Annotated in this window: 18 protein-coding genes; 1 reads left to right on the top strand and 17 read right to left on the bottom strand. The window is 32.5% G+C overall.

What is annotated here, in order from left to right:
- Nucleotides 1-189: 189 nt before the first annotated feature.
- From whiA to murB, 6 genes are read right to left on the bottom strand one after another with little or no spacing between them, the layout of a single operon-like run.
- Nucleotides 190-1,146: a DNA-binding protein WhiA gene (gene whiA, locus DWX74_RS09815; RefSeq protein ID WP_118549790.1), complete on the bottom strand. Its 957-nt coding sequence runs from the start codon at nt 1,144-1,146 to the stop codon at nt 190-192.
- Nucleotides 1,147-1,183: 37 nt separating this feature from the next.
- Complete coding sequence (locus DWX74_RS09820) at nt 1,184-1,606, bottom strand: NUDIX hydrolase (protein ID WP_006439587.1); 423 nt, start codon at nt 1,604-1,606, stop codon at nt 1,184-1,186.
- Nucleotides 1,607-1,626: 20 nt separating this feature from the next.
- Nucleotides 1,627-2,730 (bottom strand): gluconeogenesis factor YvcK family protein, encoded by a 1,104-nt coding sequence (locus DWX74_RS09825; protein WP_118549791.1) that lies wholly within the window; start codon nt 2,728-2,730, stop codon nt 1,627-1,629.
- Nucleotides 2,731-2,745: 15 nt separating this feature from the next.
- Nucleotides 2,746-3,609 (bottom strand): RNase adapter RapZ, encoded by an 864-nt coding sequence (gene rapZ, locus DWX74_RS09830; protein ID WP_118549792.1) that lies wholly within the window; start codon nt 3,607-3,609, stop codon nt 2,746-2,748.
- A 15-nt stretch (nt 3,610-3,624) separates the two neighbouring features.
- On the bottom strand, nt 3,625-4,362 hold the full coding sequence (locus tag DWX74_RS09835) for a PHP domain-containing protein (protein ID WP_118549793.1): 738 nt from the start codon (nt 4,360-4,362) through the stop codon (nt 3,625-3,627).
- Nucleotides 4,363-4,377: 15 nt separating this feature from the next.
- Nucleotides 4,378-5,310, bottom strand: a complete 933-nt coding sequence (gene murB, locus DWX74_RS09840) for a UDP-N-acetylmuramate dehydrogenase (RefSeq protein ID WP_118549794.1) — start codon at nt 5,308-5,310, stop codon at nt 4,378-4,380.
- Nucleotides 5,311-5,803: 493 nt separating this feature from the next.
- On the opposite strand from murB, the gene cls reads away from it, so the two are divergent.
- A complete protein-coding gene (cls, locus tag DWX74_RS09845; protein WP_118549795.1) occupies nt 5,804-7,261 on the top strand; it encodes a cardiolipin synthase in 1,458 nt (485 codons plus the stop codon).
- A gap of 497 nt (nt 7,262-7,758) precedes the next feature.
- On the opposite strand, the gene hprK is transcribed toward cls, so the two are convergent.
- The 11 genes from hprK to DWX74_RS09900 form a co-directional block, all read right to left on the bottom strand.
- Nucleotides 7,759-8,688 carry an HPr(Ser) kinase/phosphatase gene (gene hprK, locus DWX74_RS09850; protein WP_118549796.1) on the bottom strand — a complete coding sequence of 310 codons (930 nt, stop codon included), beginning with the start codon at nt 8,686-8,688 and terminating at the stop codon, nt 7,759-7,761.
- Between the two features lie 30 nt (nt 8,689-8,718).
- Nucleotides 8,719-10,542 carry an excinuclease ABC subunit UvrC gene (gene uvrC, locus DWX74_RS09855; protein ID WP_118549797.1) on the bottom strand — a complete coding sequence of 608 codons (1,824 nt, stop codon included), beginning with the start codon at nt 10,540-10,542 and terminating at the stop codon, nt 8,719-8,721.
- 11 nt (nt 10,543-10,553) lie between these two features.
- On the bottom strand, nt 10,554-11,648 hold the full coding sequence (locus DWX74_RS09860; protein ID WP_118549798.1) for a DUF4145 domain-containing protein: 1,095 nt from the start codon (nt 11,646-11,648) through the stop codon (nt 10,554-10,556).
- A 98-nt stretch (nt 11,649-11,746) separates the two neighbouring features.
- Complete coding sequence (locus DWX74_RS09865; RefSeq protein WP_118549799.1) at nt 11,747-14,404, bottom strand: ABC transporter permease; 2,658 nt, start codon at nt 14,402-14,404, stop codon at nt 11,747-11,749.
- A gap of 12 nt (nt 14,405-14,416) precedes the next feature.
- Nucleotides 14,417-15,085 carry an ABC transporter ATP-binding protein gene (locus tag DWX74_RS09870; protein ID WP_118549800.1) on the bottom strand — a complete coding sequence of 223 codons (669 nt, stop codon included), beginning with the start codon at nt 15,083-15,085 and terminating at the stop codon, nt 14,417-14,419.
- A 196-nt stretch (nt 15,086-15,281) separates the two neighbouring features.
- On the bottom strand, nt 15,282-16,181 hold the full coding sequence (locus DWX74_RS09875; RefSeq protein WP_118549801.1) for a sensor histidine kinase: 900 nt from the start codon (nt 16,179-16,181) through the stop codon (nt 15,282-15,284).
- Nucleotides 16,174-16,881, bottom strand: coding sequence for a response regulator transcription factor (locus DWX74_RS09880; protein WP_330415682.1), 708 nt, complete (start codon nt 16,879-16,881; stop codon nt 16,174-16,176). The genes DWX74_RS09875 and DWX74_RS09880 overlap by 8 nt, the downstream gene beginning before the upstream one ends.
- Before the next feature lie 158 nt (nt 16,882-17,039).
- A complete protein-coding gene (uvrA, locus tag DWX74_RS09885; protein WP_118549803.1) occupies nt 17,040-19,880 on the bottom strand; it encodes an excinuclease ABC subunit UvrA in 2,841 nt (946 codons plus the stop codon).
- A 61-nt stretch (nt 19,881-19,941) separates the two neighbouring features.
- Nucleotides 19,942-21,924, bottom strand: a complete 1,983-nt coding sequence (gene uvrB, locus DWX74_RS09890) for an excinuclease ABC subunit UvrB (protein ID WP_118549804.1) — start codon at nt 21,922-21,924, stop codon at nt 19,942-19,944.
- 180 nt (nt 21,925-22,104) lie between these two features.
- Nucleotides 22,105-23,379, bottom strand: coding sequence for a redoxin domain-containing protein (locus DWX74_RS09895; RefSeq protein WP_118549805.1), 1,275 nt, complete (start codon nt 23,377-23,379; stop codon nt 22,105-22,107).
- Nucleotides 23,380-23,623: 244 nt separating this feature from the next.
- Nucleotides 23,624-23,824, bottom strand: coding sequence for a hypothetical protein (locus tag DWX74_RS09900; protein ID WP_118549806.1), 201 nt, complete (start codon nt 23,822-23,824; stop codon nt 23,624-23,626).
- Between the last annotated feature and the right edge of the window lie 132 nt (nt 23,825-23,956).

Consider the following 23,956-nt stretch of genomic DNA (forward strand, 5'->3'; position numbering starts at 1 on the left):
GTTATGAATGTAGGGAGCTTTTTTGTAAAAATATATTTGTCTAAATATGTATATTTTTGACTATATTTTTAACAACTATATAGTTGCTCCTATTTTGTATTATATATTTATTATAATTTATTTTTTCTATTTTGTTACAAATTTTATTTAAAAAAGAGACTTCCCAATTTATAGAAAAGTCTCCTATTTTTATTCTATATTGTATTTTTCTCTTAGATTATCTGCTATTTCCTGTATTCTCTTTAATCTGTAGTTTACTCCAGATTTCCCAACAGGAGGATTTAGCATCTCTCCAAGTTCTTTTAACGTAAGCTCCTCATTTTCCACTCTTAGAAGTGCTATCTGCTGTAGATTTTCAGGCAATTTTTTTATACCTATTGTTTCTTCTATTATTCTAATATTTTCAACCTGTTTCACCGCTGCATTGACAGCCTTTGTTAGATTGGCTGTTTCACAATTCACTATTCTGTTTACGTTATTTCTCATCTCTTTTACTATTTTTACGTTCTGAAGTTTTAAAAGAGCACTATGAGCACCTATAAGGCTAAGTAAATCAGATATCTGCTCACTTTCTTTTATATAAACAACATAATTATTCTTTCTAGCTACAATTTTGCTATTAAAATCGAAGCTGTTTATCAAATCTCTAAGAGATTCTGCAAACTCCATATTGTTAGTTACAAATTCAAGATGATAATTTTTTTCAGGATCGCTAATTGAGCCACCACCTAGAAAAGCACCTCTTATAAATGCTCTCTTTTGTTCTTCCGTCGCAATTAGCTCCTCTGCAATATCATTTTTAGGGAAAAAACCGTCTCCTTTTTCTAAAACACCTAGCTCTTTTAAAAGTTTTTCTGCTCCCATATCGCTTTTAACAGTTAAAACATAGCTGTTGTTTCTTTTAAGCATCTGGTTTTTATTTACAGCGATAGTAGTGTTGATATTAAAATCATGTTTTAAAAGCTTGAACACTTTTCTTGCTATCGAGTTGAGCTCTGTTATTATCTTTAGATTCATCTTTTTAAACCCAGCTATCTGTATACTTCCAGAAAGTCTAACTATGCCCGCAAGCTCAGCTAAATTTACAGCCTGATTATCAGAATCTATTCTCGTTAGTTCGTTCTTAGTTTCCGCTGAAAATGACATTTCTATCTACCACCTACTGCCTTTATTTTTTCATTTACTATTTATTTAATTTTTTTTTTATTTCCACTAGAGCTACTTTTATGATTTCTTTTTCATCGTCGTATCTAGCCATTTCAACAACTCTGTCTATATGCACAAATTTAGCATCTACAAATCCTTCTTCCTTCTGAGGAATTGTATCCATACTTCTAGCAGTCATTAAATACCAAAATACAGTCTTATGAACTGTTTTATTTTCGTCCCAATTTTCTTTGAAAGTATAGTGTATTTCTCCAAGATATTTATCTATATCCGCTTTTACTCCCGTTTCTTCTCCTACTTCTCTTAATGCGGCTTGTTCATGGCTCTCCCCTTTTTCAACTTTCCCTTTTGGGAGTACCCAATCTCCATTAAATTTTCTAAGTAGAAGAACAGCATTTCCAAACAGTACAACACCGCCGGCACTTACCTCTTCTCTCATTCTATTCACTCCTTAAACTGTTACATATTTCTCTCTTCAGAAACTATCTGCATAATTACCTTAGAAACACCTTTTGCATCGTGTCTTATGTAATTATTTTTTATTTCAATAAGATCTGCTTCAATTACTTTTATTCCTAGCTTATCAAAGCTTTTTTTCTGATGGTTATCTAAAAGGACTTGTTCTGCCCCATCTTTATTATAACGCATAAAAACGTCCTCTTGCAGTATTTCCTTATTTGCGATTACATAATCTAAAATATTCTCTCCTGCATGTTCTATTATAGCATTTGCATGGTCGAACAAATTATAATTTTCTGTTTCGCCAGGCTGCGTCATAACATTTCCCACGTATACTTTAGGTGCATCAGAATTTTTTATAGCATCAACTACTCCATCTACTAAAAGGTTGGGTATTACACTAGTATAAAGACTTCCAGGACCCATAACTATTATATCCGCATTATTTATAGCATATATTACCTCTTTTAGAGGTTTTATATTTGGATGGTCAAGTCTGAGTCTTTTTATATTAGTCTTATCACTTTTACAAGCCTTGGGAATAGCAGATTCTCCTTCTACTACCTTTCCATTTTCAAGCTCTGCCACTAGGTTTATATCCTCTAAGGTAACTGGATATACCTTACCAGTTATCGCAAAGATCTCTCCCAGTTTAGATACAGCTGTTTCAAAATTTCCATAAAGTCCAGTCATCGCAGCCAAGAATAAGTTTCCAAAGCTCTGTCCTTTTAATCCGCCCTCTTCAAATCTATACTGCATTACCTCGTTCATAGTAGGCTCTATATTTGCAAGAGCTAAAAGGCAGTTTCTTATATCTCCTGGTGGAAGCATCCCAAGGTCTTCTCTTAAAACCCCAGATCCTCCTCCATCATCTGCTACAGTAACTACCGCAGTTATATTGTTAGTGTAGTACTTAAGACCTCTTAAAAAAACAGACTGTCCTGTTCCTCCACCTATAACCACTACCTTTGGATTTCTTTCTTTTAATTCTCTTTCCCTTATTTGATTTTCAATTTTTGCTTTTCTCGCTTTTATATAAAGTACGATTGCTGCACCAAGAGCAATCCACCCTATTATACCTATTATATTATTTAAGTAATCCATAGTATGCCCCCATAATTAACCGAGCATAGAATCTCTATGTTTTTTAATTACTCTATATCCTTTTTTATAAAGCTCATCGTATAGCATATTTGCTATAGTTACAGATCTATGTCTTCCACCAGTACATCCTACTCCTATAACAAGGTGCTGTTTACCCTCTTCTAAATACTGTGGAATTAAAAATCCAACAAAGTCAAATAGCTTCTCTACAAATTCCTCACTAATTTTAGAATTCATGACATACTCTCTAACTTCTTTAAAATCTCCAGTTTTAGGTCTTAGGCTTTCATCGTAGTAAGGATTAGGTAGGAATCTTACATCGAATACTAAATCCGCATCCTTAGGTATTCCATACTTAAATCCGAAAGATACTACAGATATAGTCATATTAGGAGTGTCTTCTTCCTGCCCATCTTTGTATATATTAGAAATTTCTTCTTTTAAATCTCTTGGTTTCATATTTGAAGTATCTAATATGCAAGTTGCGTATTTCTTAAATGGCTCCATTATCTGTCTTTCTATTTTTATTCCTTCTGGAATCTGCATATTCTTTGCTAATGGATGATTTCTTCTAGTCATTTTATATCTTTTTAGAAGCACATCGTCTTCACAGTCAAGGTAAAGTACTTCAAATTTATAATTTGCTTTTTCAAGGTAATCAAGACTTTCGTGAAGCGCTTCAAAGAATCTTCTACCTCTTATATCTACTCCTAGAGCAACTTTCTCTATATTAGAGTTTCCCTGGAAGCATATTTCTGCAAATTTTGTTATTAATGTTGGTGGCATATTATCTACACAGTAGAATCCCATATCCTCCAAAGCTTTCATTGTTTCACTTTTTCCAGATCCTGATAGACCTGTTACTATAACAAATTTCATACAAATTGCCCCCTTCTATTCCGTTATATTTTCTATTCTTTTAATATCTATCCCAGAATTTTTCACTGTTTCTAATCCAAGTGAAAAGTTTCCAACCATGAATGGCTTATGTGCATCTGAGCCAATCATGAGTCTGTTTTCATATTTTGCTATCTGTTTTAGCTGCTCAGCATTTAGATGTGCGTGAGAGCTATTTATTTCTAGAATAATATTTCTCTTTTTTGCCTCTTCAGCAATTTCTTCTATGTACACATCTCCTTTATCTCCTGGGTGTGTAATCATAAATATATCATTGTTTTTCATCGCATTTACTATTGCATCTGTGTTGTATCTTTTAGACCGTTTTGTCTTTAAAAGGAAGTTATCTCCATGATTTAAAAGACATCTAAAAGATGTAGGCTCTGATGCAAAATGATAGCCTGCTAAAACATAGTCTAACTGTTCTCTTATCTTGTCATCCATGTCTATTGTGCCTTTGTTATCTAGAATATTACATTCTACACCAAGAAGAATTTCGATTTCTTTATATTTCTCATTTAATCTATCTATTTCTTCTCTCATTTCAAATATACTATCTCTATTTAAACCGTACAGTAAATGTCTGTAACTATGGTCTGATATCCCAATAGTTTTAAGACCTTTTTTTATTGCTTCCTGTACATTTTCTTCTATAGTTCCAAATGCGTGCTTTCTTTTTCCATTTTTCCCATTGCTATATATAGTATGGGTATGGTAATCAGCTAAAATTTTCATATAATCATCTCCGGTCTATTCTTCTTCTGCAGCTGGCTCTTCTCCAACTATCTTAACCTCTTCTTCAAGCATAACTCCAAATTTTGCATTAACAGTCGCTTTAATAGCAAACATAAGATTTAGTAAATCCTTAGCTGTTGCATTTCCTCTGTTAATTACAAATCCAGAATGCTTTTCAGATACCTGTGCATCACCTATAGAAAGCCCTTTAAGACCACTATCCTGTATTAATTTTCCTGCAAAATACCCTTCTGGTCTTTTGAATGTACTACCAGCACTTGCAAAATTAAGTGGCTGTTTTGATGTTCTTCTTTCTTTTAAATCATCCATAGTAGCCTTGATATCGTCATAACTACCTTTTTCTAATTCTACAACTGCAGAAAGAGCTACATAGTTATTTTCTACTATTGCACTTTTTCTATATCCAAAATTCATTTCTTCATTAGATAGTTCAAATATATTTCCATCTACATCCATAACTTTCACAGTTTTTACTATATCTTTAATTTCTCCGCCGTATGCTCCAGCGTTCATAGCAAGTGCTCCACCAAAAGTACCTGGTATACCAGATGCAAACTCAAATCCTTTAAGTTCTGCTTTAAGTGCGGCATTTCCTATTCTCGATAATAGTGCACCTGCCTGTATTTCTATTCTATTTTCATCTATTTTAAAATCGCTGTAGTTATCAGATATTTCAACTACTATCCCTCTAATTCCACCGTCTTTAACTAAAAGATTTGAACCATTTCCTATTACAAGATATGGAACATTTTCCTTCTTTATATATAAAAGGATATCTCTAAGCTGTTCTTCAGTTCTAGGTCTTACTAAAACATCTGCAGGCCCACCTACTCTAAAAGAAGCGTGCTTCTTCATAGGCTCATCCATCATTATATTTTCTTTTCCAACTATATTTAAAATATCATTATATACTTTATTTTTACTCAATTTAATTTCCTCCTCGAATTTTAAAAATTCTCTATATCAAATATTATCTAATCTTCTAATTTATAATGTTTTGTTATAATATATCCACGAATTTATTATTAAATCGCCTTTTTAAAAGTTAAATTCTTTAAAATTTTCTATATTGGTTAAAATTAGTGCATTATACACCCAATTATATATTAATATAATAAATTAAATTTCTAAAAATAACAATATCTACACCAAATAATTTGAACTTTTGAACGTGTCAATTTACAAAGTCTTTTTCATTTTCAAATTTGTGTTTTCTATGAAGTTTTCATTATTTTTATCTTTTCCTATTGAAAAGTTTTATTATTATATGTTTTAATAGTCATAATAGCTATGTAGTAGGCATTTATTAAATTACTACATATTTATTTTTAACGGAGAAATTTCCGGAATTAAATATATATTTCATTTCAATTTTTAATTTACGAAAACTAAATAATTTTTTAAGAGAGGAGATTTTTTTTTGGAAAATTTACCATTATCATTGTTTGAGATTGTGCTTACGGCAATATATCTCATAAACTTTATTCTTGTTGTAGACCTTATCTTTAGAGGAAAGAGAAATATAGATAATACTCTTACTTGGATAGTTATACTAGTTCTTGTTCCTCCAGTTGGATTCATATTATATGCGATGTTTGGTAGAAGTATCGCTAAGAAGAATATGTTCAGCGTAAAGGAAAAAGAGGATAAGGTTATAAAAGATAAAATATTAGAATCTTATGTGGAAATTGAGTCAAATTTAGACCCATACTTAGATGAAAACAAGGATATTATCTACACTTTAGCAAATTCAAACAATGCCCACTTCACAGCGGACAATGATGTCGATATATATCCAGAATCTAATATGTTCTTCAACTCTCTTCTTGAAGAGCTTAAAAAAGCTGAAGAATATATAAACATCCAGTTCTATATATTTAAAGACGATAGAATAGGAAAAGAAATCATAGAAATACTTAAAGAAAAGGCACAGTCTGGTGTAGAAGTTAGACTTCTATACGATGCTGTTGGTGGTAGAAACCTAAGCAGAAAAGCTGTAAAAGAAATGAAAGAAGCTGGTGTTCAGGTTGCTAATTTCTTCCCTTCATTCTTAAATATAATCAACTTCAACATAAACTTTAGAAACCATAGAAAAATAGTTGTTATTGATGGTAAGGTTGGATTTGTTGGAGGATTTAACGTTGGTGATGAGTACCTAGGAAGAGATCCAAAATTTGGAGAATGGAGAGATACTCATATAAGACTTACAGGTAGCTGCGTAATAGACTTGAGTATGAGATTCCTTCTTGACTGGAGATACACTACTAAAGAAAATCTTGATTTAGCTAAGTACTTCACTAAAAAGAGAAAAAAATCAGATGGAAATGTTGGAATCCAGATTGTTTCAAGTGGTCCCGATATAACAGAATTAGATGAAATAAAATACGGATATATGAAAATGATACAGAAGGCTAGAGATTATGTATATATCCAGAGTCCATACTTAATACTAGATAAGACTTTAATGGAAACACTAAAAGTAGCTTGTCTATCTGGTGTAGATGTAAGAATAATGATACCTTCAAAACCTGACCATCCATTTGTATACTGGGCATCATACTCTTATGCAGGAGAACTTTTAGACTATGGTGCAAAAATATACACTTACGGAGAAGATGCATTCCTACATGCTAAAACAATAGTATACGATGACTCAGTTGCTTCAATAGGAACTGCAAACATGGATATAAGAAGCTTTGAACTAAACTTCGAAGTAAATGCTTTTATCTACTCAGAAGAAAAAGCAAGAGAACAGAGAATGATATTTGAAAAAGATATCGAAAACTCTAGAGAAATAACAAAAGAAATATACGAAAGCAGATCTACATATATAAAAATCAAAGAATCTATATCTAGATTGCTTTCACCAGTTTTATAAAACGGGAAATAAAAAACATCTATTTTAGGCTCCAGGCAGTCAAGCTGCATTGTCGCTACAAATAGATGTTTTTTTATTTCCTAAGTTTTTAAAACTGGTGACAAGCAAAACTAAAAACCGAACCGGCTCATCTAAGATTGTAAAATAATAACAATCAAGTAATGTTTTTATCACATTTAGTTATATTAATTTATCTATTTCATAAATCATCGAAGATTATTAAATTCACTATCAGCTATCATTTTTTTCATTAACCTCAAATAACTCTCTTATCCTACTACACCCTAAGCAAGCTGAAGAATTTACTGAAAAAATTATTTATCAGCTGCTTTAGCTACGGTTGATAGTTTTATTGTGTAAAGGGGGAGATTTTATATGTATTTTAAGCGACAATCTGCAGACGTGCAGTTTGTTACAAACAATATATTTTACTCACACCACGTCGAAGCCTGGAGCCAAAAATACATATAAAATCTCTCCCTCTTTCTCAATATAATCTATCTATCGCTCTGAAGTAGCTGATTTAATTTTTTAGTAAATTCTGCAGCTGCATCATATCCCATTCCACGCTGTCTATAGTTCATAGCAGCAACTTCAAGTATCATAGATGTGTTTCTTCCTGGTTTTACAGGGACAGTCATTTTTTCTATCTGTACACCCATTATATTTTCGTATTCTCTATCTAGACCAAGTCTGTCGTAGTATTTGTTTTTATTCCATGATTCAAGATAGATTACAAGTCCTATATCGTGACTAGTTTTTACCGCTCTAACTCCGTAAAGAGTTTTTATATCTAATATTCCTATTCCCCTTATTTCCATGAAATGTCTTAAAAGCTCTGGAGCCTGACCTATTAGTTTATTTTCGTCAGTTTTTCTTATTTCAACGGCGTCATCTGCTACAAGTCTGTGACCTCTCTGCACTAGTTCAAGTGCAGTTTCTGATTTACCAACACTACTTTCACCTTTGATAAGTACACCGACACCGTATATATCTACCAAAACACCGTGTATAGTTTCGTACTTAGCCATTCTATTTTCAAGGTAATTTGACAATTTGTTTATAAGTCTTGTAGTATTTCTATGTGATTTTAAAACTATTATATTGTGTTTTTCTGCTATTTCTAAGAAATCCGGTTTTACTTCCATATCTCTAGAAATTATTACCGCTGGAATATCATAAGAGAAGAGTTTTTCTAATCTCTCAATTCTTGTTTCTTCGTCTATAGCAGCAAAATATTCGTATTCACTCTTTCCTATTATCTGAATTCTGTCTGAAGAAAAATATTCAAAGAATCCAGCATACTGTAGTCCTGGTCTGTTAAGTTCTGGTGTTGTTACAAAGTGGTCTTTTCCATCAGCAGGAAAATTGACAACTTCTAAGTCTAATGCGTTTATCACATCTAATATATTTACTCTGCTTTCCATAGTTTATCTCCTTTTTTATATTTATAGTTTTTATAAGCCTTGTTCTTTTTCTCTAAAGAAATCATAGACTTTTTCTGCAACTGTCGAGTTCATCGTGTCTGTGTCTTCAAGCTCTTCCAATGTAGCATTTTTTATTCCCTCTAAAGTCTTGAATTTTGCAAGTAAAGCTTTTTTTCTCTTCTCTCCAACTCCTGGAATATTGTCTAACTCTGATTTTGTAAGTTTTTTATCCCTAAGACTTCTGTGGTACGTTATTGCGTAATTGTGGACTTCTTCCTGAATTCCAGCTACAAATCTGTACAGATTGCTAGTCTTTGATAATTCAATTTCTCTAGTTTCATTTATCAGCCCTTTGGTTCTATGTTTATCATCTTTATACATTCCCCAAAGAGGTATATCAATCCCATATCTATCAAATACTTTTCTGACAGCGCCAACCTGACCTTTACCACCATCTAGTAAAATTAAGTCTGGTAGATTTCCATGTTTTATCCTTCTTTCTAGAATTTCAGCCATAGAATCGTAGTCATTTGGGCCAATTACAGTTTTAATTTTATATCTTCTGTACTCTTTCTTATCTTTTTTACCATTTGTGTAAACTACCATAGATCCAATTGAGTCTACACCCTGTATATTAGAAATATCAAAAGACTCTATTCTTATAGGTAATTCTTCTAATTCTAGTAAATTTTTTAATTCCTCAAGTGCACCTATGCTTTTTTCGTACTTTCTCTTATTCATATCCGAGAATTTTTCTAAGTACTCAAGTGCATTTTTTCTAACCATTTCAACTAGGCTCTTTTTCTCGCCCTTCTGTGGAACTCTTATGACAACTTTCTGCCCTTTCTTAGCAGTAAGTATGTCCTCTAATATTCCCTGGTCTTCTATTTCATCCTCGATAATTATCTCTTTTGGAATATACTCTTGCTCCATATAGAACTGTTTAGCAAATGATCCAAGTATTGATTCTCTGCTGCTATCCATTACTCCTTCTAGTATGAAGTGTTCTCTTCCTACAATCTTACCATTTCTTACAAAGAATATCTGAACACAGGCTTCATTATTTGCCCTAGCCATAGCGATAATATCTTGATTTAGGTCTAGCGTATTTGTGTCTATCTTCTGCTTTTGAACCATTTCTTCTAAGCTCTTTATCTTATCTCTATAAACCGCAGCTTCTTCAAATCTAAAATCGGCTGCACATTTTTGCATCTTCTCTGTTAGAATTTCAACTAATTTCTCTTCCTTTCCAGAAAGACACATAATAACCTCGTCTATCATCTGTCTGTACTCTTCCTTTGAAACTTTACCAGTACAAGGCCCCATACATTTCTTTATATGATAGTTTAAACATGGTCGCATCTTATTCTTTATAGCTCTGTCTATATCTATTTTACACGTTCTTATAGGATATGTATCCCTAATTACCTCAAGTGTGTCGTTTACAGCAGTTATGTTTGTGTATGGTCCAAAGTATTTAGCCTTATCCTTAGCTACTTTTCTAACTTTTATCACTCTAGGAAAATCCTCATTTGTAGTAACTTTTATATATGGATATGTCTTATCATCTCTAAGTAGTACATTGTACTTTGGCTTATATCTTTTTATCAGGTTACACTCTAGTATAAGCGCCTCTGTTTCTGAATCTGTTATTATATATTCAAAACTTCTGATATTTTTTACCATTGATTTTACTTTTGATGAATGATTTTTAGACGATTGGAAATACTGTCTAACTCTATTTTTAAGTACGACAGCTTTTCCAACGTATATTACATTTCCAAAAGCGTCTTTCATTATATAAACTCCAGGTTGTTCTGGAAGTTGTTTTAAATGTTCCTGTATGTCAAACAAATTATGTCCTCCTATTTAGTCTTCTTGTTGCTTCTATATTTATAAGCAATCCAATAATCAACCACTCTAGATAGACACTCTACAAGTATCTGTCTGTCTAGGTAGTTTTCTTCTATTGAATATTCTACTTCTTCATCTGTGTGAACCTCAGCATTTCCAAATGCCCTAATTATATGCATATATGCAGTAATTCTTGGTGATGCAAGCTCAGCTTTTCTCATATACTCAATTCTCTGGAATAGATTTCTGTTTCCAGCCTTATCCCCACCAATATCGTATATGATAAACTCAAGCATTTTTCTCGCCAATACGCAGAACTCAAACTGTCTAAGTTCTCTACTCTCAATTCTTGCTTCAAACTCAATTAAAACATCACTTCTATCTCTTTTCTTGAATTTTCCAGAAGTAACCTGTTCTCTGTAGTATTTCATCTTAGACCACATATCGCAAAGAATTTCATCACATTGCTCATCGCTAAACACATTTTCCTGATCGACATCAGTTCTGTTTAGGATTTCATTCATCTTCCGGTCAAATTTCATAACCCTTTCTCTGTCGTTATCAACTATGTATATCCCGTCTAGGTTATATGTCTTTTCCATGGCAAATCTACTCTGCTCTACAAGTATGCTGAGAATTTCATCGTCTGGTAGATTTTTTAAACAAGAACCCATAACCGGCATCGCTATATTCTCTATATTTATACCAATACCATCTGCAAGATTTATCACAGCAAATAGATTTCTTATTCTTTCAGAAAAACATTCTGCAGTTATTGTTCTATCATCTAATTCTATGCAGGCAATTCTTTTAAATCCTACCTTTTCAACGTCAAATTCCTTAGACATCCAAACTCCAAGCGACTTATTTAAATCTAAGGCAGCATCTTCTTGTATTTCTTTCATAGACATCCCGTATTTTTCCATGAAGCTTTTTTCAAATGCCTTCTGCGTAGATCCTTCATGGTATTTATATGATGCAAGGACTAATAGGTCTATTGGGTAGTAAAATTCTGTAAGGTCTGCATAATGTAGCTCGATAAATTTTATACCCGAAACTGTCCCAAATTCATTTCTGTTTAAATATACTTTTGTGTGCTTATTCATAGAAAAACCACCGCCTTCAAAAAAAGCCTGAAAAAATATTTTTCAGGCTGTTTAATTTCTTTATTTAATTATACTTTAAAAACAAATTATTTTCATTATTAATTCTCTCTCAATCTTTCAACAATAGTTGCTTTAGATACAAATTTGTAAATTACTAGCGGTAATACTATACCTAATAGGATAAACATAGGCATAACTATTAAAATTGATGTTATTGTAAATTTGTAAGTAAAGAACCAAAACATATTTTCTATAGTTTTTCCAATAAATGGATTTAATATTATTGATAGACCTAGAGAAAGAACTCCAACTCCTAAAGAGTAGTACAAACCTTCGTATACTAGCATAGTTTTTAGCTGTTTTCCTGTCATACCAACAGATTGTAGCATTGCAAATTCTCTTTTTCTAGTAATTATACTTGTAAGAATTGCATTGAAGAAGTTAAGCACTCCTATTAATCCTACAATAAAGCTTAGTGCTCCACCCATTAATAAGAACATAGAGCGCATACTTTCAAATTCTGATACATATTTTTCCTTGCTTTCATAGTCGTATTCTTGATTTTGTCTTGTTGTGTAATCTTTAAGGAAAGTTTCCATATCTGAATTTGATTTTTTTGTAGTGTTGAATGCATATAGCATTATAGAGTCTGTTCCAGAGTCTTGTATAAAAGTCTTATCATTTAATATAAACTCATCATGTCCATAATAACGATAAGATAATGCAGTTGGAACTGTTACAATTGCCGATACTGTATATTCAACATCTTTATATTTTTTAGCCCTAGCTCTCCATAAAGGAACTTGTTCAAGATTAGTTCCATCTGGATATACTTCACCTGTTTCTGGATTATAGTATTCAAACTCATCTACATATCTAAGTGTAACTTTATCTCCTATCTTCGCCCACCGAGAATCTTTTATTAGTTTTCCATAATCATCTTCAACATATACAGCTGCAATATTTCTACTTCCTGGTTCATATACTTTTGAAAGATCTCCTTCCCAAACTTTTAAGTTGTCTAGTGCAAATTTTTCCATTCCGTAAATCTGTGCATCATCTGCAATACGTCCGTCCTTTGTTTTTTCTTCCAATTTTATATTATTATCTATCTCTTCTTTTGACATATACTGATTGTAATTATTTCTGTATGCTTTTTCTGTTACTAGTTCCTGTATATGTGAAGTCTTTCCGTATATTTTACAGCTATCTGTTATTCCATTTTGCTTAGATACCTCATCTATAACTGATGGAGATACTTCTTCTTCATCACTAAATGAACTATCTCCGTTAAAATATAGAGCATTTGCTAAAACAAAATCTGTGGATACAAAATTAGATAGGTATTTATCCATATCAAAACCTTTTGTAAAAATAACTGTTAAATTCAATAAAACAACTGACAATGATAAGGAAATTACTGTTATTATAGTTTTTCCTTTACTACGACCTAAATTTTCCTTTGCCATTACCCAAAGAGATATTTTTTTAGAAGTTTTTTTAGATTTCCTTTTGATGTTGCTTCCTTCTGTGTATCTTACTGCTTCTATTGGAGAAACTTTTGATGCTATTCTTCCAGGTCTAATACAAGAAATCCATACTGTAAATAGAGTAAACACAACAGCAAATATAAATATACCTGGGCTAATAGAAACTACACTCACAAGCCCATCTAATTGTGCCATTACTACTGCTGTTAAAGATTTTCCTACAATCCAACCAGCAAGTAATCCAAATGGTATTCCTATTAGGCTAAGAAGCATAGCCTGTTGACGAATAATTTTTTTAAGCTGGCGAGGGGTTGTACCTATTGTTTTTAATAATCCATAAAATCTGATATCATTTGCAACAGAAATTTGGAATACATTGTATATTATTAAATATCCTGTGAAAATAATAAGTAGTAATACAAGTACAATTGCAATTACTAGTGAGTAATCCATACTTTCTGACATCTGTGCTCCACTATATCCCCAGTTGATACCAGTTGAAATATATGTTCCATCATTTAAATTATTTTCTTCTTGGTATCCATGATTTTCAAGTACTGTTTCCATGTTTTTAGATATATTTCTAGAATTTTTAAACATTACATCCATATTCCAACTTCCAGTCATAGTATCACCTGTATTACCTGGTACAACATTTAATTCTTTAAATATAGACTCTGCTCTACTTTCTGGAATAAGCACATGATTTGCTACAATTGCTTCATCGTATTCCCAATATCCACTAAGTGTAAATGTCTGTGTTGTTTCCTTTCCATCTACATCAAATGTTATTGTAAATTTTTCACCTATTTTAGGCTTTACTCCTAATAATTTAAGTACTTTTGTATCTGTCGCTGCTTCATTTGTTCCCTCTTTAGGCAATCTTCCCTCTACAGGGTCACAATACATGAAGTGAGCTTGATTTTTATCAGAGTATCCAATTTCTACATGACTTTTGTTAAAAGGTACTTTTGAAGGCATTCCTACAAAACGTCTTTTTCCATATTGTTGTATTAATGGATCATCTTTTATTTCTTCAAACTGTTCTTCTGTCATATATTTAAAAGTCGCGTGACTCCAAGCACCACATTGACGGAAATTTGCTTCTTGCATTCCTTCATTGATAGAAAATGCAATTGTAAATAGTGATGTGAACAGTAATGTAGTCAATGCAATCGCAAAAACAGCAATTAAGTTTCTAGTTTTTCCAGCTTTAAATTGCTTTATGCTTAAATTACGAATACATTTTTTATTTTTAACTTTCATAACTGCCACCCCCTAATGCTCTACAATCTTACCGTCTTCAATACGAATTATACGGTCTGCTAATTGAGCAATTTCCTCATTGTGAGTAATCATTACTATTGTCTGTGCATACTTTTGACTAGTTACTTTTAATAATCCAAGTACATCTTGGCTTGTTTTTGAGTCAAGATTTCCTGTTGGCTCATCAGCAAGTATTATAGCTGGTTTTGAGGCTAGTGCCCTTGCAATTGCTACACGTTGCTGTTGACCACCTGATAAGTTATTTGGAAGGTTATCCAATTTACTTTCTATTCCTAGTGTTTCAATTATACTTTTGATATAATCCTCATCTGGCTCTTTTCCGTCAAGCTGAATTGGAAGTACAATATTTTCGTATACATTTAAAACTGGAACTAGGTTATAATTTTGGAATACAAATCCAATTTTTCTACGTCTGAAAATAGTTAGCTCTTCATCTTTTAAAGAGAAAATATTTCTATTATCTACTTTTACACTTCCTGATGTCGGTCTGTCTAGTCCTCCTAATATATGTAATAATGTTGATTTCCCAGAGCCAGATGTTCCAACAATAGCAACAAATTCTCCTTTTTCTACTGAAAAATTAACTCCATCTAGTGCATGGACTTCATTTTCACCAGAGCCGTAAATTTTTATTAAATTCTCTGCTTGTAAAATTTTCATATCTCACACCTCCACAACATAAATTTTCTTAGAGTTATATGTAGAAATTTATTATTCTCATTCCAAAATTTATGTTTCTAAAAAAAATCTGTATATAAAAGATGTTCCTTCATCTCTATATACAGATTATCTCATAAAAATCTTTCCACATTCTTTCTAGAAATATATAAAATCTAACAGTTTTGTTAGATTTCATCTACCTCGTAATATATACAGAAAATGTAGATCCTACTCCAAGTTCTGATGTTAGTTTTATATATCCACCCTCACTGGAGATGATTTCTCTTGTTAGGTAAAGTCCTATTCCTACACCTTCATCGTTGTGTACTGATTGAGAGCGGTAAAAACGTGAAAATACTTCTGCTTGTTCAAATTCATCTATCCCCATTCCTGTGTCTGATATGTCTATTCTTGTAAAGATTTCATACTCTTGAACGCTAATAGTTACTTTGCCAGTATTTGTGTATTTTATTGCATTATCTACAATATTTCCCAGTGCTTCTGTAGTCCACTTTCTATCAAACGTAGCCTGTAGATTTGTGGCTTTAATTTCCAATTTTAGATTTTTGTTTCTAGCTTTAGAGATATACTGTTCATATATATCCTTTAGCATAGGTTGGATTTTTTCTTTTTGTGGCGATAATTTTAAAATTCCATTTTCCAATCTTGAAAGTTTTACAAGAGATTTTATTAAGAATTCTAGTTTTTCAGCTTGCTGCTTAATCGCCTCTACATTAGAACGCATATCTTCAGATAAATCGCCTTCTTCTATTAGTTCGCTGTACAAAATAAGATTTGAAATCGGAGTCTTAGTCTGATGTGATATATCAGAAATCAAAGTTTTTATTTTCTCTTTTTCTTTCATAATATTTTTAGATGAGGTATTTGATGATGATAGATAATTAGAAAACTTTGTTTCTAATGCAGATAATCTACTTTCGTCGAATTTTGTTTCTGAGTATTCACCATCAGCTGCAGAGTCTATCATTTTTTCAAGTGTATCCATAGTTCTTTTGGTACGTATGTTATTTATTATAACTACAATAAAAGCTATAATTATACTAATCAGCGCCAATACTACAATAAATTTACTCATCTTTATTCACCCAACTATACCCTATTCCATAGACTGTCTTGATATAATCCTGTGCCCCAAGTTTGTCACGAAGTCTTTTTATACTTACAGAAAGTGCATTTTCATCTACATATTTTGCTCCATCAGTCCAAATGTAGTCTATCAACATATTACGACTTACTGTTCCACCTCGATGCTCTATTAATATTTTTAGTAACTTTTGTTCTGTTTTGCTTAGTTCTATATTTTCTTCATTAGCTAAAAATATCATCTTATCAAAGTCAAATACAAAACGATCCATTTTTAAAGTCTTTTCATTTTTAGCGTTTTCATTTTTTAGATTAATAGCATTTTTTCTAAGTTGTGTGTTTACCCTTGCTCTTAAAACCGCCAGAGAAAATGGCTTTGTTATGTAATCATCAGCACCTTGTTCAAGTCCTTCAACAATATCCATATCTGTGTCGTTGGCTGTAAGTAAAATCACAGGTCTAATAGAATTATCTTCTTTTAATTCTTTTAGAAAGTCTAATCCTTTTCCATCTGGCAAATTTATATCCAATAATATCAATGATACATCGTCAATTTCTAGTTGTTCTCTTGCGCTTTTTAAATCCATACAAGATATAATTTTTCTATTTTCCGATTTTAAGGCTTTGCACAATCCTTGATTGAGCCTTAGGTCATCTTCTACAATTAAAATTTGTTCCATTTTATTCTCCATTTTTAGTAGTATTTTTCTTATATTTTTATATTATAATTATACCTCAGACAAATTTGTTGTAAAGAAAAAGAGACTGTTGCGTACCTTACAGCAGTCCCTCTTATGTTTAATCATTTATAAATTTTCTAACTAAAAAAGTTGAATTCTTTTTCTTATCTTTATTTAAAGTATCTTTTTAGGAATTGTCCTGTGTAGCTTTCTTCTACTTTAGATACTTCTTCTGGTGTTCCTGTGGCAACTATTGTTCCGCCACCATCTCCACCTTCTGGACCTAAGTCGATTATATGGTCACAAGTTTTTATTACGTCTAAGTTGTGCTCTATTACAACTATTGTATTTCCTGTGTCCGCAAGTCTTTGAAGTACGTCGATTAGTTTATCTACATCTGCCATGTGAAGTCCAGTTGTTGGCTCATCTAATATGTAAAGTGTTTTTCCTGTTGGACGTTTGCTAAGTTCGGCTGCTAGTTTTATTCTCTGAGCCTCCCCACCAGAAAGCTGTGTAGATGGCTGTCCTAACTTGATATATGATAGACCGACATCCATTAGAGTTTCTAGTTTTCTTCTTATGTTTGGTATGTTTTCAAAAAATTCTAGTGCTTCTTCTACGTTCATATCAAGTACATCAGATATTGTTTTGTCTTTGTATTTTACCTGTAGAGTTTCTCTGTTGTATCTTTCCCCTTTACATACTTCACAAGGAACATATACATCTGGAAGGAAGTGCATTTCTATTTTGATAATTCCATCTCCCTTACATGCCTCACATCTTCCACCTTTTACATTGAAGCTGAATCTACCTTTCTGGTATCCTCTAGCTTTTGCTTCATTAGTAGATGCAAATAAATCTCTTATATGGTCAAATACACCTGTGTAAGTCGCTGGATTTGAACGAGGTGTTCTTCCTATTGGGCTCTGGTCTATGTTTATTATTTTGTCTATGTTTTCAATTCCAGTTATTTCTTTATGTTTACCTGGTCTTATTCTAGCTCTATTTACTTTACTTGCAACACCTTTGTAAAGTATTTCGTTTACTAGTGTACTTTTTCCTGATCCAGATACTCCGGTTACACATACAAATTTACCAAGTGGGAATTTTACGTTGATATTCTTTAAGTTGTTTTCTGATGCTTTTTTGATTTCGATGAAGTTTCCATTTCCTTCTCTTAATGTTTCTGGAATTGCTATCTGTTTTTCTCCACTTAGATATTTTCCTGTGATAGAGTTTGGATTGTTTATTATCTCTTCTGCAGTTCCCTCAGCTACTATTTCTCCACCATGAATTCCTGCTCCAGGGCCAATATCTACTATGTAGTCCGCAGCTCTCATTGTGTCTTCATCGTGTTCAACAACTATAAGTGTGTTTCCTAAGTCTGTTAGGTTTCTTAGAGTTCCTATTAGCTTGTCGTTATCTCTCTGATGAAGTCCTATACTAGGCTCGTCTAGTACATAAAGTACTCCTACAAGTGCAGAACCTATTTGAGTTGCAAGTCTTATACGCTGTGCTTCTCCACCAGAAAGTGTTCCTGCTTTTCTCGATAGGTTTAGATAGTCAAGACCTACATCTCTAAGGAATGATGCTCTAGCTTTTATTTCTTTTATTATCTCAGCAGCTATCATTTTCTGTTTTTCTGAGAATGTGTCGTTTAATCCATCTATAAACTCTATTAATTCATTTATAGATAAGTCTGTTACTTCTATTATGTTTTTTCCACCTACAAGTACAGATAGAACCTCGTCTTTAAGTCTTCTTCCTTTACATACAGGGCAAGGACTTTCAGCCATAAATTCTTCTAGTTTATCTCTCATGTACTCTGATTTTGTTTCTTGGTATCTTCTTGATATGTTTGTTACAACACCTTCAAAATGTGCTCTGTATTTTTTTCTTCCACTAAATTTTGAGTCGAATTCAAATTCAACTATTGTGCTGTCTACTCCATTCCCATATAGTAGCTCCTGTACAAAATCTTCAGGTAGTTCTTTAAATGGAACATCTATATCTACACCATATTTGTCAGCTAAGCTTTTCATCATCATGCTGTAGTATGTTTCGTCATTTGTAGCAGCTGCTCCCCAAGCCGCAATAGCACCTTGTTTTATAGTTAAATCCTTATTTGGAACTACTAATTCTGGGTCAACTTCTTTACTTTCTCCAAGTCCTTTACAAGCTTCACACGCACCAAATGGAGCATTGAACGAGAACATTCTCGGAGATAATTCTTCTATCCCTATACCATGGTCTGGGCAGGCAAATTTTGTAGAGAACATTACTTCTTCTCCACCTATTACCTGAGCAATTACAAGTCCGTCAGATAGTTTTAGTGCAGTTTCAAGTGAGTCTCCAAGTCTACTTTCCAGACCTGGTTTGACTATTATTCTGTCTACTACAACTTCTATATCGTGCTTTTTATTTTTTTCGATTTCTATTTCGTCGTTTATATCGTAGTTTTCTCCATCTACCCTTATTCTTACAAATCCTTCTTTTCTTATGTTGTCTATTAGTTTTTTGTGAGTTCCTTTTTTTCCTCTAACTATCGGTGATAGTATCTGGATTTTTGTTCTTTCTGGAAATTCTAATATTTTGTCTGTTATTTCCTGAACTGTCATCCGGCTTATTTTCTTTCCACAAACTGCACAGTGAGCCTCACCTACATTTGCAAATAATAGTCTTAGGTAGTCGTATATTTCTGTTACAGTTCCCACAGTTGAACGAGGGTTTTTTGATGTTGTTTTCTGGTCTATTGATATAGCTGGAGATAGTCCTTCTATATACTCAACGTTAGGTTTTTCCATCTGTCCTAAGAACTGTCTTGCATATGATGAAAGACTTTCTACATATCTTCTCTGGCCTTCTGCATAAATTGTGTCGAATGCTAGAGATGACTTCCCTGAACCAGAAAGTCCTGTAAATACTATGAATTTATTTCTAGGAAGCGTCAAGTCTACACCTTTTAAGTTGTTTTCTCTTGCTCCTCTTATTACAATGTTTCTTTCTTGCATAGCTACTCCTTTCTTTCGCTTTTATTTATTTGAATTTACTTGCTTAGATTTTATCTATTTTCTATTTTTCTTTTTTAGCAATTTTTTCTTCTAATTCTTTTAGTTTATCTCTTAATTCCGCAGCTCTTTCAAACTGAAGATTTTTAGCAGCTTCCATCATTTCTTCTGTTAGCTTAGCAACATTTGCTTTTAGTTCGTCGATGTCATCAGTTTCTTTGATTCCGTATACAACCTCTTCTTCGGCAGCCTGAGTAGCTTCGATTGCAGCTCGTATATCTTTTTTAACTGTCTTAGGAATAATTCCATGCTCTTTGTTGTACGCATCCTGAATTTCTCTTCTTCTTTTTGTTTCATCTATTGCATTTCTCATAGAGTCAGTTATCTTGTCTGCGTACATTATTACTCGTCCATGTTCATTTCTGGCAGCACGACCTATTGTCTGTATTAGAGAAGTTTCAGAACGTAGGAATCCTTCTTTATCCGCATCTAATATTGCTATTAGAGATACCTCAGGAATATCCAACCCTTCTCTCAGTAGGTTAATTCCTATAAGTACATCGAATTTACCCATTCTTAAATCCCTTATGATTTCTGTTCTTTCAAGTGTTGCTATGTCTGAGTGTAGGTATTTTACTTTTATTCCAATTTCTTTTAGGTAGTCTGTTAAGTCCTCACTCATTTTTTTAGTTAGTGTAGTTACTAGTACTCTTTCTCCTTTTTCGATTACAGAATGGATTTCATGTACTAGGTTATCTATCTGGTTTTCGATAGGTCTTACGTCTATTTCAGGGTCTAATAATCCTGTAGGTCTTATTATCTGTTCAGCAAATGTTGTACTGTGCTGAATTTCGTAAGGTCCTGGTGTAGCTGTTGTAAATACTATCTGGTTTATGTTTTCTTCAAATTCTTCAAAGTTTAAAGGTCTGTTGTCGTATGCTGATGGAAGTCTAAATCCATTGTCTATTAGTGATCCTTTTCTTGAGCGGTCTCCTGCATACATACCCCTTACCTGAGGAATTGTGACGTGCGACTCATCTACTATCATTAGGAAATCATCTGGGAAGAAGTCCATAAGTGTGTACGGTTTTTCTCCTTCTGCTCTTCCTGTTAAGTGTCTTGAGTAGTTTTCTATTCCCTGACAGAACCCTATTTCTTTTAGCATTTCTATGTCATAGTTTGTTCTTTGTTCAATTCTCTGTGCTTCAAGCAACATATCCCTTTCTTTGAAATATTGAATTCTTTCTTCTAATTCCGCCTCTATTCTTTTTATCGCTTCTTCAATTCTTTCTGGAGTTGTTACATAATGAGATGCCGGGAATATTGCAACATGGCTTCTTGTTCCGACTATTTTCCCAGTTATGTAGTCTATTTCAGTTATTCTGTCTATTTCATCTCCAAAGAATTCTACTCTTATCGCTTTTTCATCGTCTCCTGCTGGGAATATTTCTAGTACATCCCCTCTAACTCTGAATGTTCCTCGAGTGAAGTTTATATCATTTCTTTCGTACTGTATTTCTATCAATCTTTTTATTACATCATCTCTGTCTTTTTCGTCACCTGGTCTAAGTGAAAGCATCATTTCTTTGTAGTCTTTTGGATCCCCTAAACCGTATATGCAAGATACAGATGATATTATTATTACATCTCTTCTTTCTAAAAGTGCAGCAGTTGCAGAGTGTCTAAGTTTGTCTATTTCGTCGTTTATACTTGCATCTTTTTCTATGTATGTATCACTGCTCGCTACATAGGCTTCTGGTTGGTAGTAATCGTAGTATGATACGAAATATTCTACAGCATTTTCTGGGAAGAATTCTTTAAACTCTCCGTAAAGCTGTGCAGCAAGTGTTTTGTTGTGAGCCAGTATAAGTGTTGGTTTGTTTACATTTTCTATTATATTTGCCATAGTGAATGTTTTTCCCGAACCAGTTACTCCAAGTAGTGTCGAGAATTTTTCGTTTCTTTTTATGGCATCTGATATCGTCTTTATAGCTTCAGGCTGGTCACCTGTTGGCTTGAATTTTGAATGTATTTTAAATTTATCCATAATCTAAACACCTGTCCTTTTCAGATATTTCCGTCTTTATCAAAACTAGTATATCATAAATAAAATTTATTTCATAGAATTTCACGAATATACGTTCGTTAAAATTAGAGCTAATAGGATTATTCCCCATTAGCTCTAGTTTTATTCTTATTAATTTTGTTGTTAGTTTATTTTTATTTTTTATTCTTTTCTTTTTCCTGTAATAGTCTGCTCTATTATGCTCTCCATAGCTTCTTTAGTAAGTCCACCTTGAACATATCCAAATACGTTTCCTTCTTTGTCTATCATAAATGTAGTTGGAAGCGATGATATTCTATACGCACCAAATGTGTAACCTCCATCATCCATTAATACAGGATATGTGTATCCATTTTCTTCTAAGAATGCTTTTATTCCGTCGATGTCTTTTTCATCCTGAGTGTTTGGAGCAGCAACAGATAGCACAACTACCTCTGATTTTTCTCCCTGTTTTTCGTATTTTTCATAAATTTTTTGTATGTCAGGCATTTCCATTTTACAAGGAGGACACCAAGTTGCCCAGAAGTTTAAAAATACAACTTTTCCTTTATAATCTGATAGTTTGTGTGTTTTTCCGTATTGATCCTTTAATTCAAAGTCTATAGCAGGTGTTTTGTTTTCTTCTGGTTTATTTGACGATGCAGTATCATTTGACTTGTCATTTTCTTCACTGTTTGAATTAGTTGCATCTTTTCCTGTAGAGTATTCTGTAGCGCTACTAGAATTATTTGTATTATTTGGCATATATGATAATTTTCCACTAAAAACAAATAACCCCATCACTATCATTAAAAATGCACCTATTTTAACAGTATATTTCACTATATTTTTATATTTCTTTATTAAATTCATTAGCTGAGTTGTGAATAATCCAAGTAATATGAATGGTATTATAAACCCTGCGCTGTAAACACCTATTAGCATAAATCCTTTCATCCGTGTTTCAGCACTTCCAGCCATTATCAGTACACTTGTTAGTACAGGCCCTATACATGGTGTCCATGCAAAGCTAAATGTAAACCCAAATATTATCGCTGTTATCGGTGATAATGCTATTTTGTCCATTTTAAAAGGAAGTTTGTGCTCACTTTCTAGTAGAGTAGATCTTTTAAAGATTCCTAATTGGTAAAGTCCAAATAATATCATTATTACTCCACCAATTTTTGATATTATATCTCCGTATGAAGCAAAGAATTCTTTCAAAGCCGATACTCCTAGCCCCATTATGAAGAACGATAAACTTATCCCCAATGTGAAGAATATTGTGTTTATAAATAGTTTTCTCTTGTTGTAGCTTCCATCTTCTTGATTAATTCCACCTGATAAATATCCTAAATACAGTGGAATTAGTGGTAGTATACAAGGAGATGTAAAACTTAGTACACCCTGTAAAAATACCGTCAACATCGGTATGCTCATATCTAAATTAAAATTCATACAATTTCCCCCTCTTTTGATTATAAATTTTTTATTATGCTTTTTAGTTAATATTTTTATCTATTATATTCTTTATATTATTAATTTATAGTCTATTTACTTATACCCATTTTATGCAATATTTACCATTGTTATGTACCAATTTTCATATTTTCATCACGATCAATTAGTTCCTATCAAATTCTTTGTTCAATAAAAAAGACCACCTAAAACAATCGGCGATCTTCTTTATAATATTTACCCTTTATCTTCTTATTGCCATTTTCTTTATCAATTTAGAAATTTCTTTTTGTTTTTTATTCTTAGCTATTAGATAGCTATTTTTATCATCATTAAAAGAGTTTTCAGTTTTTAATTTTTTATATGCATTCCATCTTTCTTCATATAAAATTCCATTTTCTAAGGCTTCTCTCACAGCACAACCTGGTTCATTATCAAAAAACAAAAATGCAACATTCTTTAACAAATTGTTAATGAATGCTGCATTTTAAAAGTTAAATTTATTTTTCTCATTACAAATTCCAAAAAAATAAAAAAAGATTACGTGGCTACGTCCTACTCTCCCAGGGGCCTTCGC

It is taken from the genome of Peptoclostridium sp. AF21-18 (genome assembly GCF_003478825.1).
Lineage (GTDB): Bacteria > Bacillota > Clostridia > Peptostreptococcales > Peptostreptococcaceae > Peptacetobacter.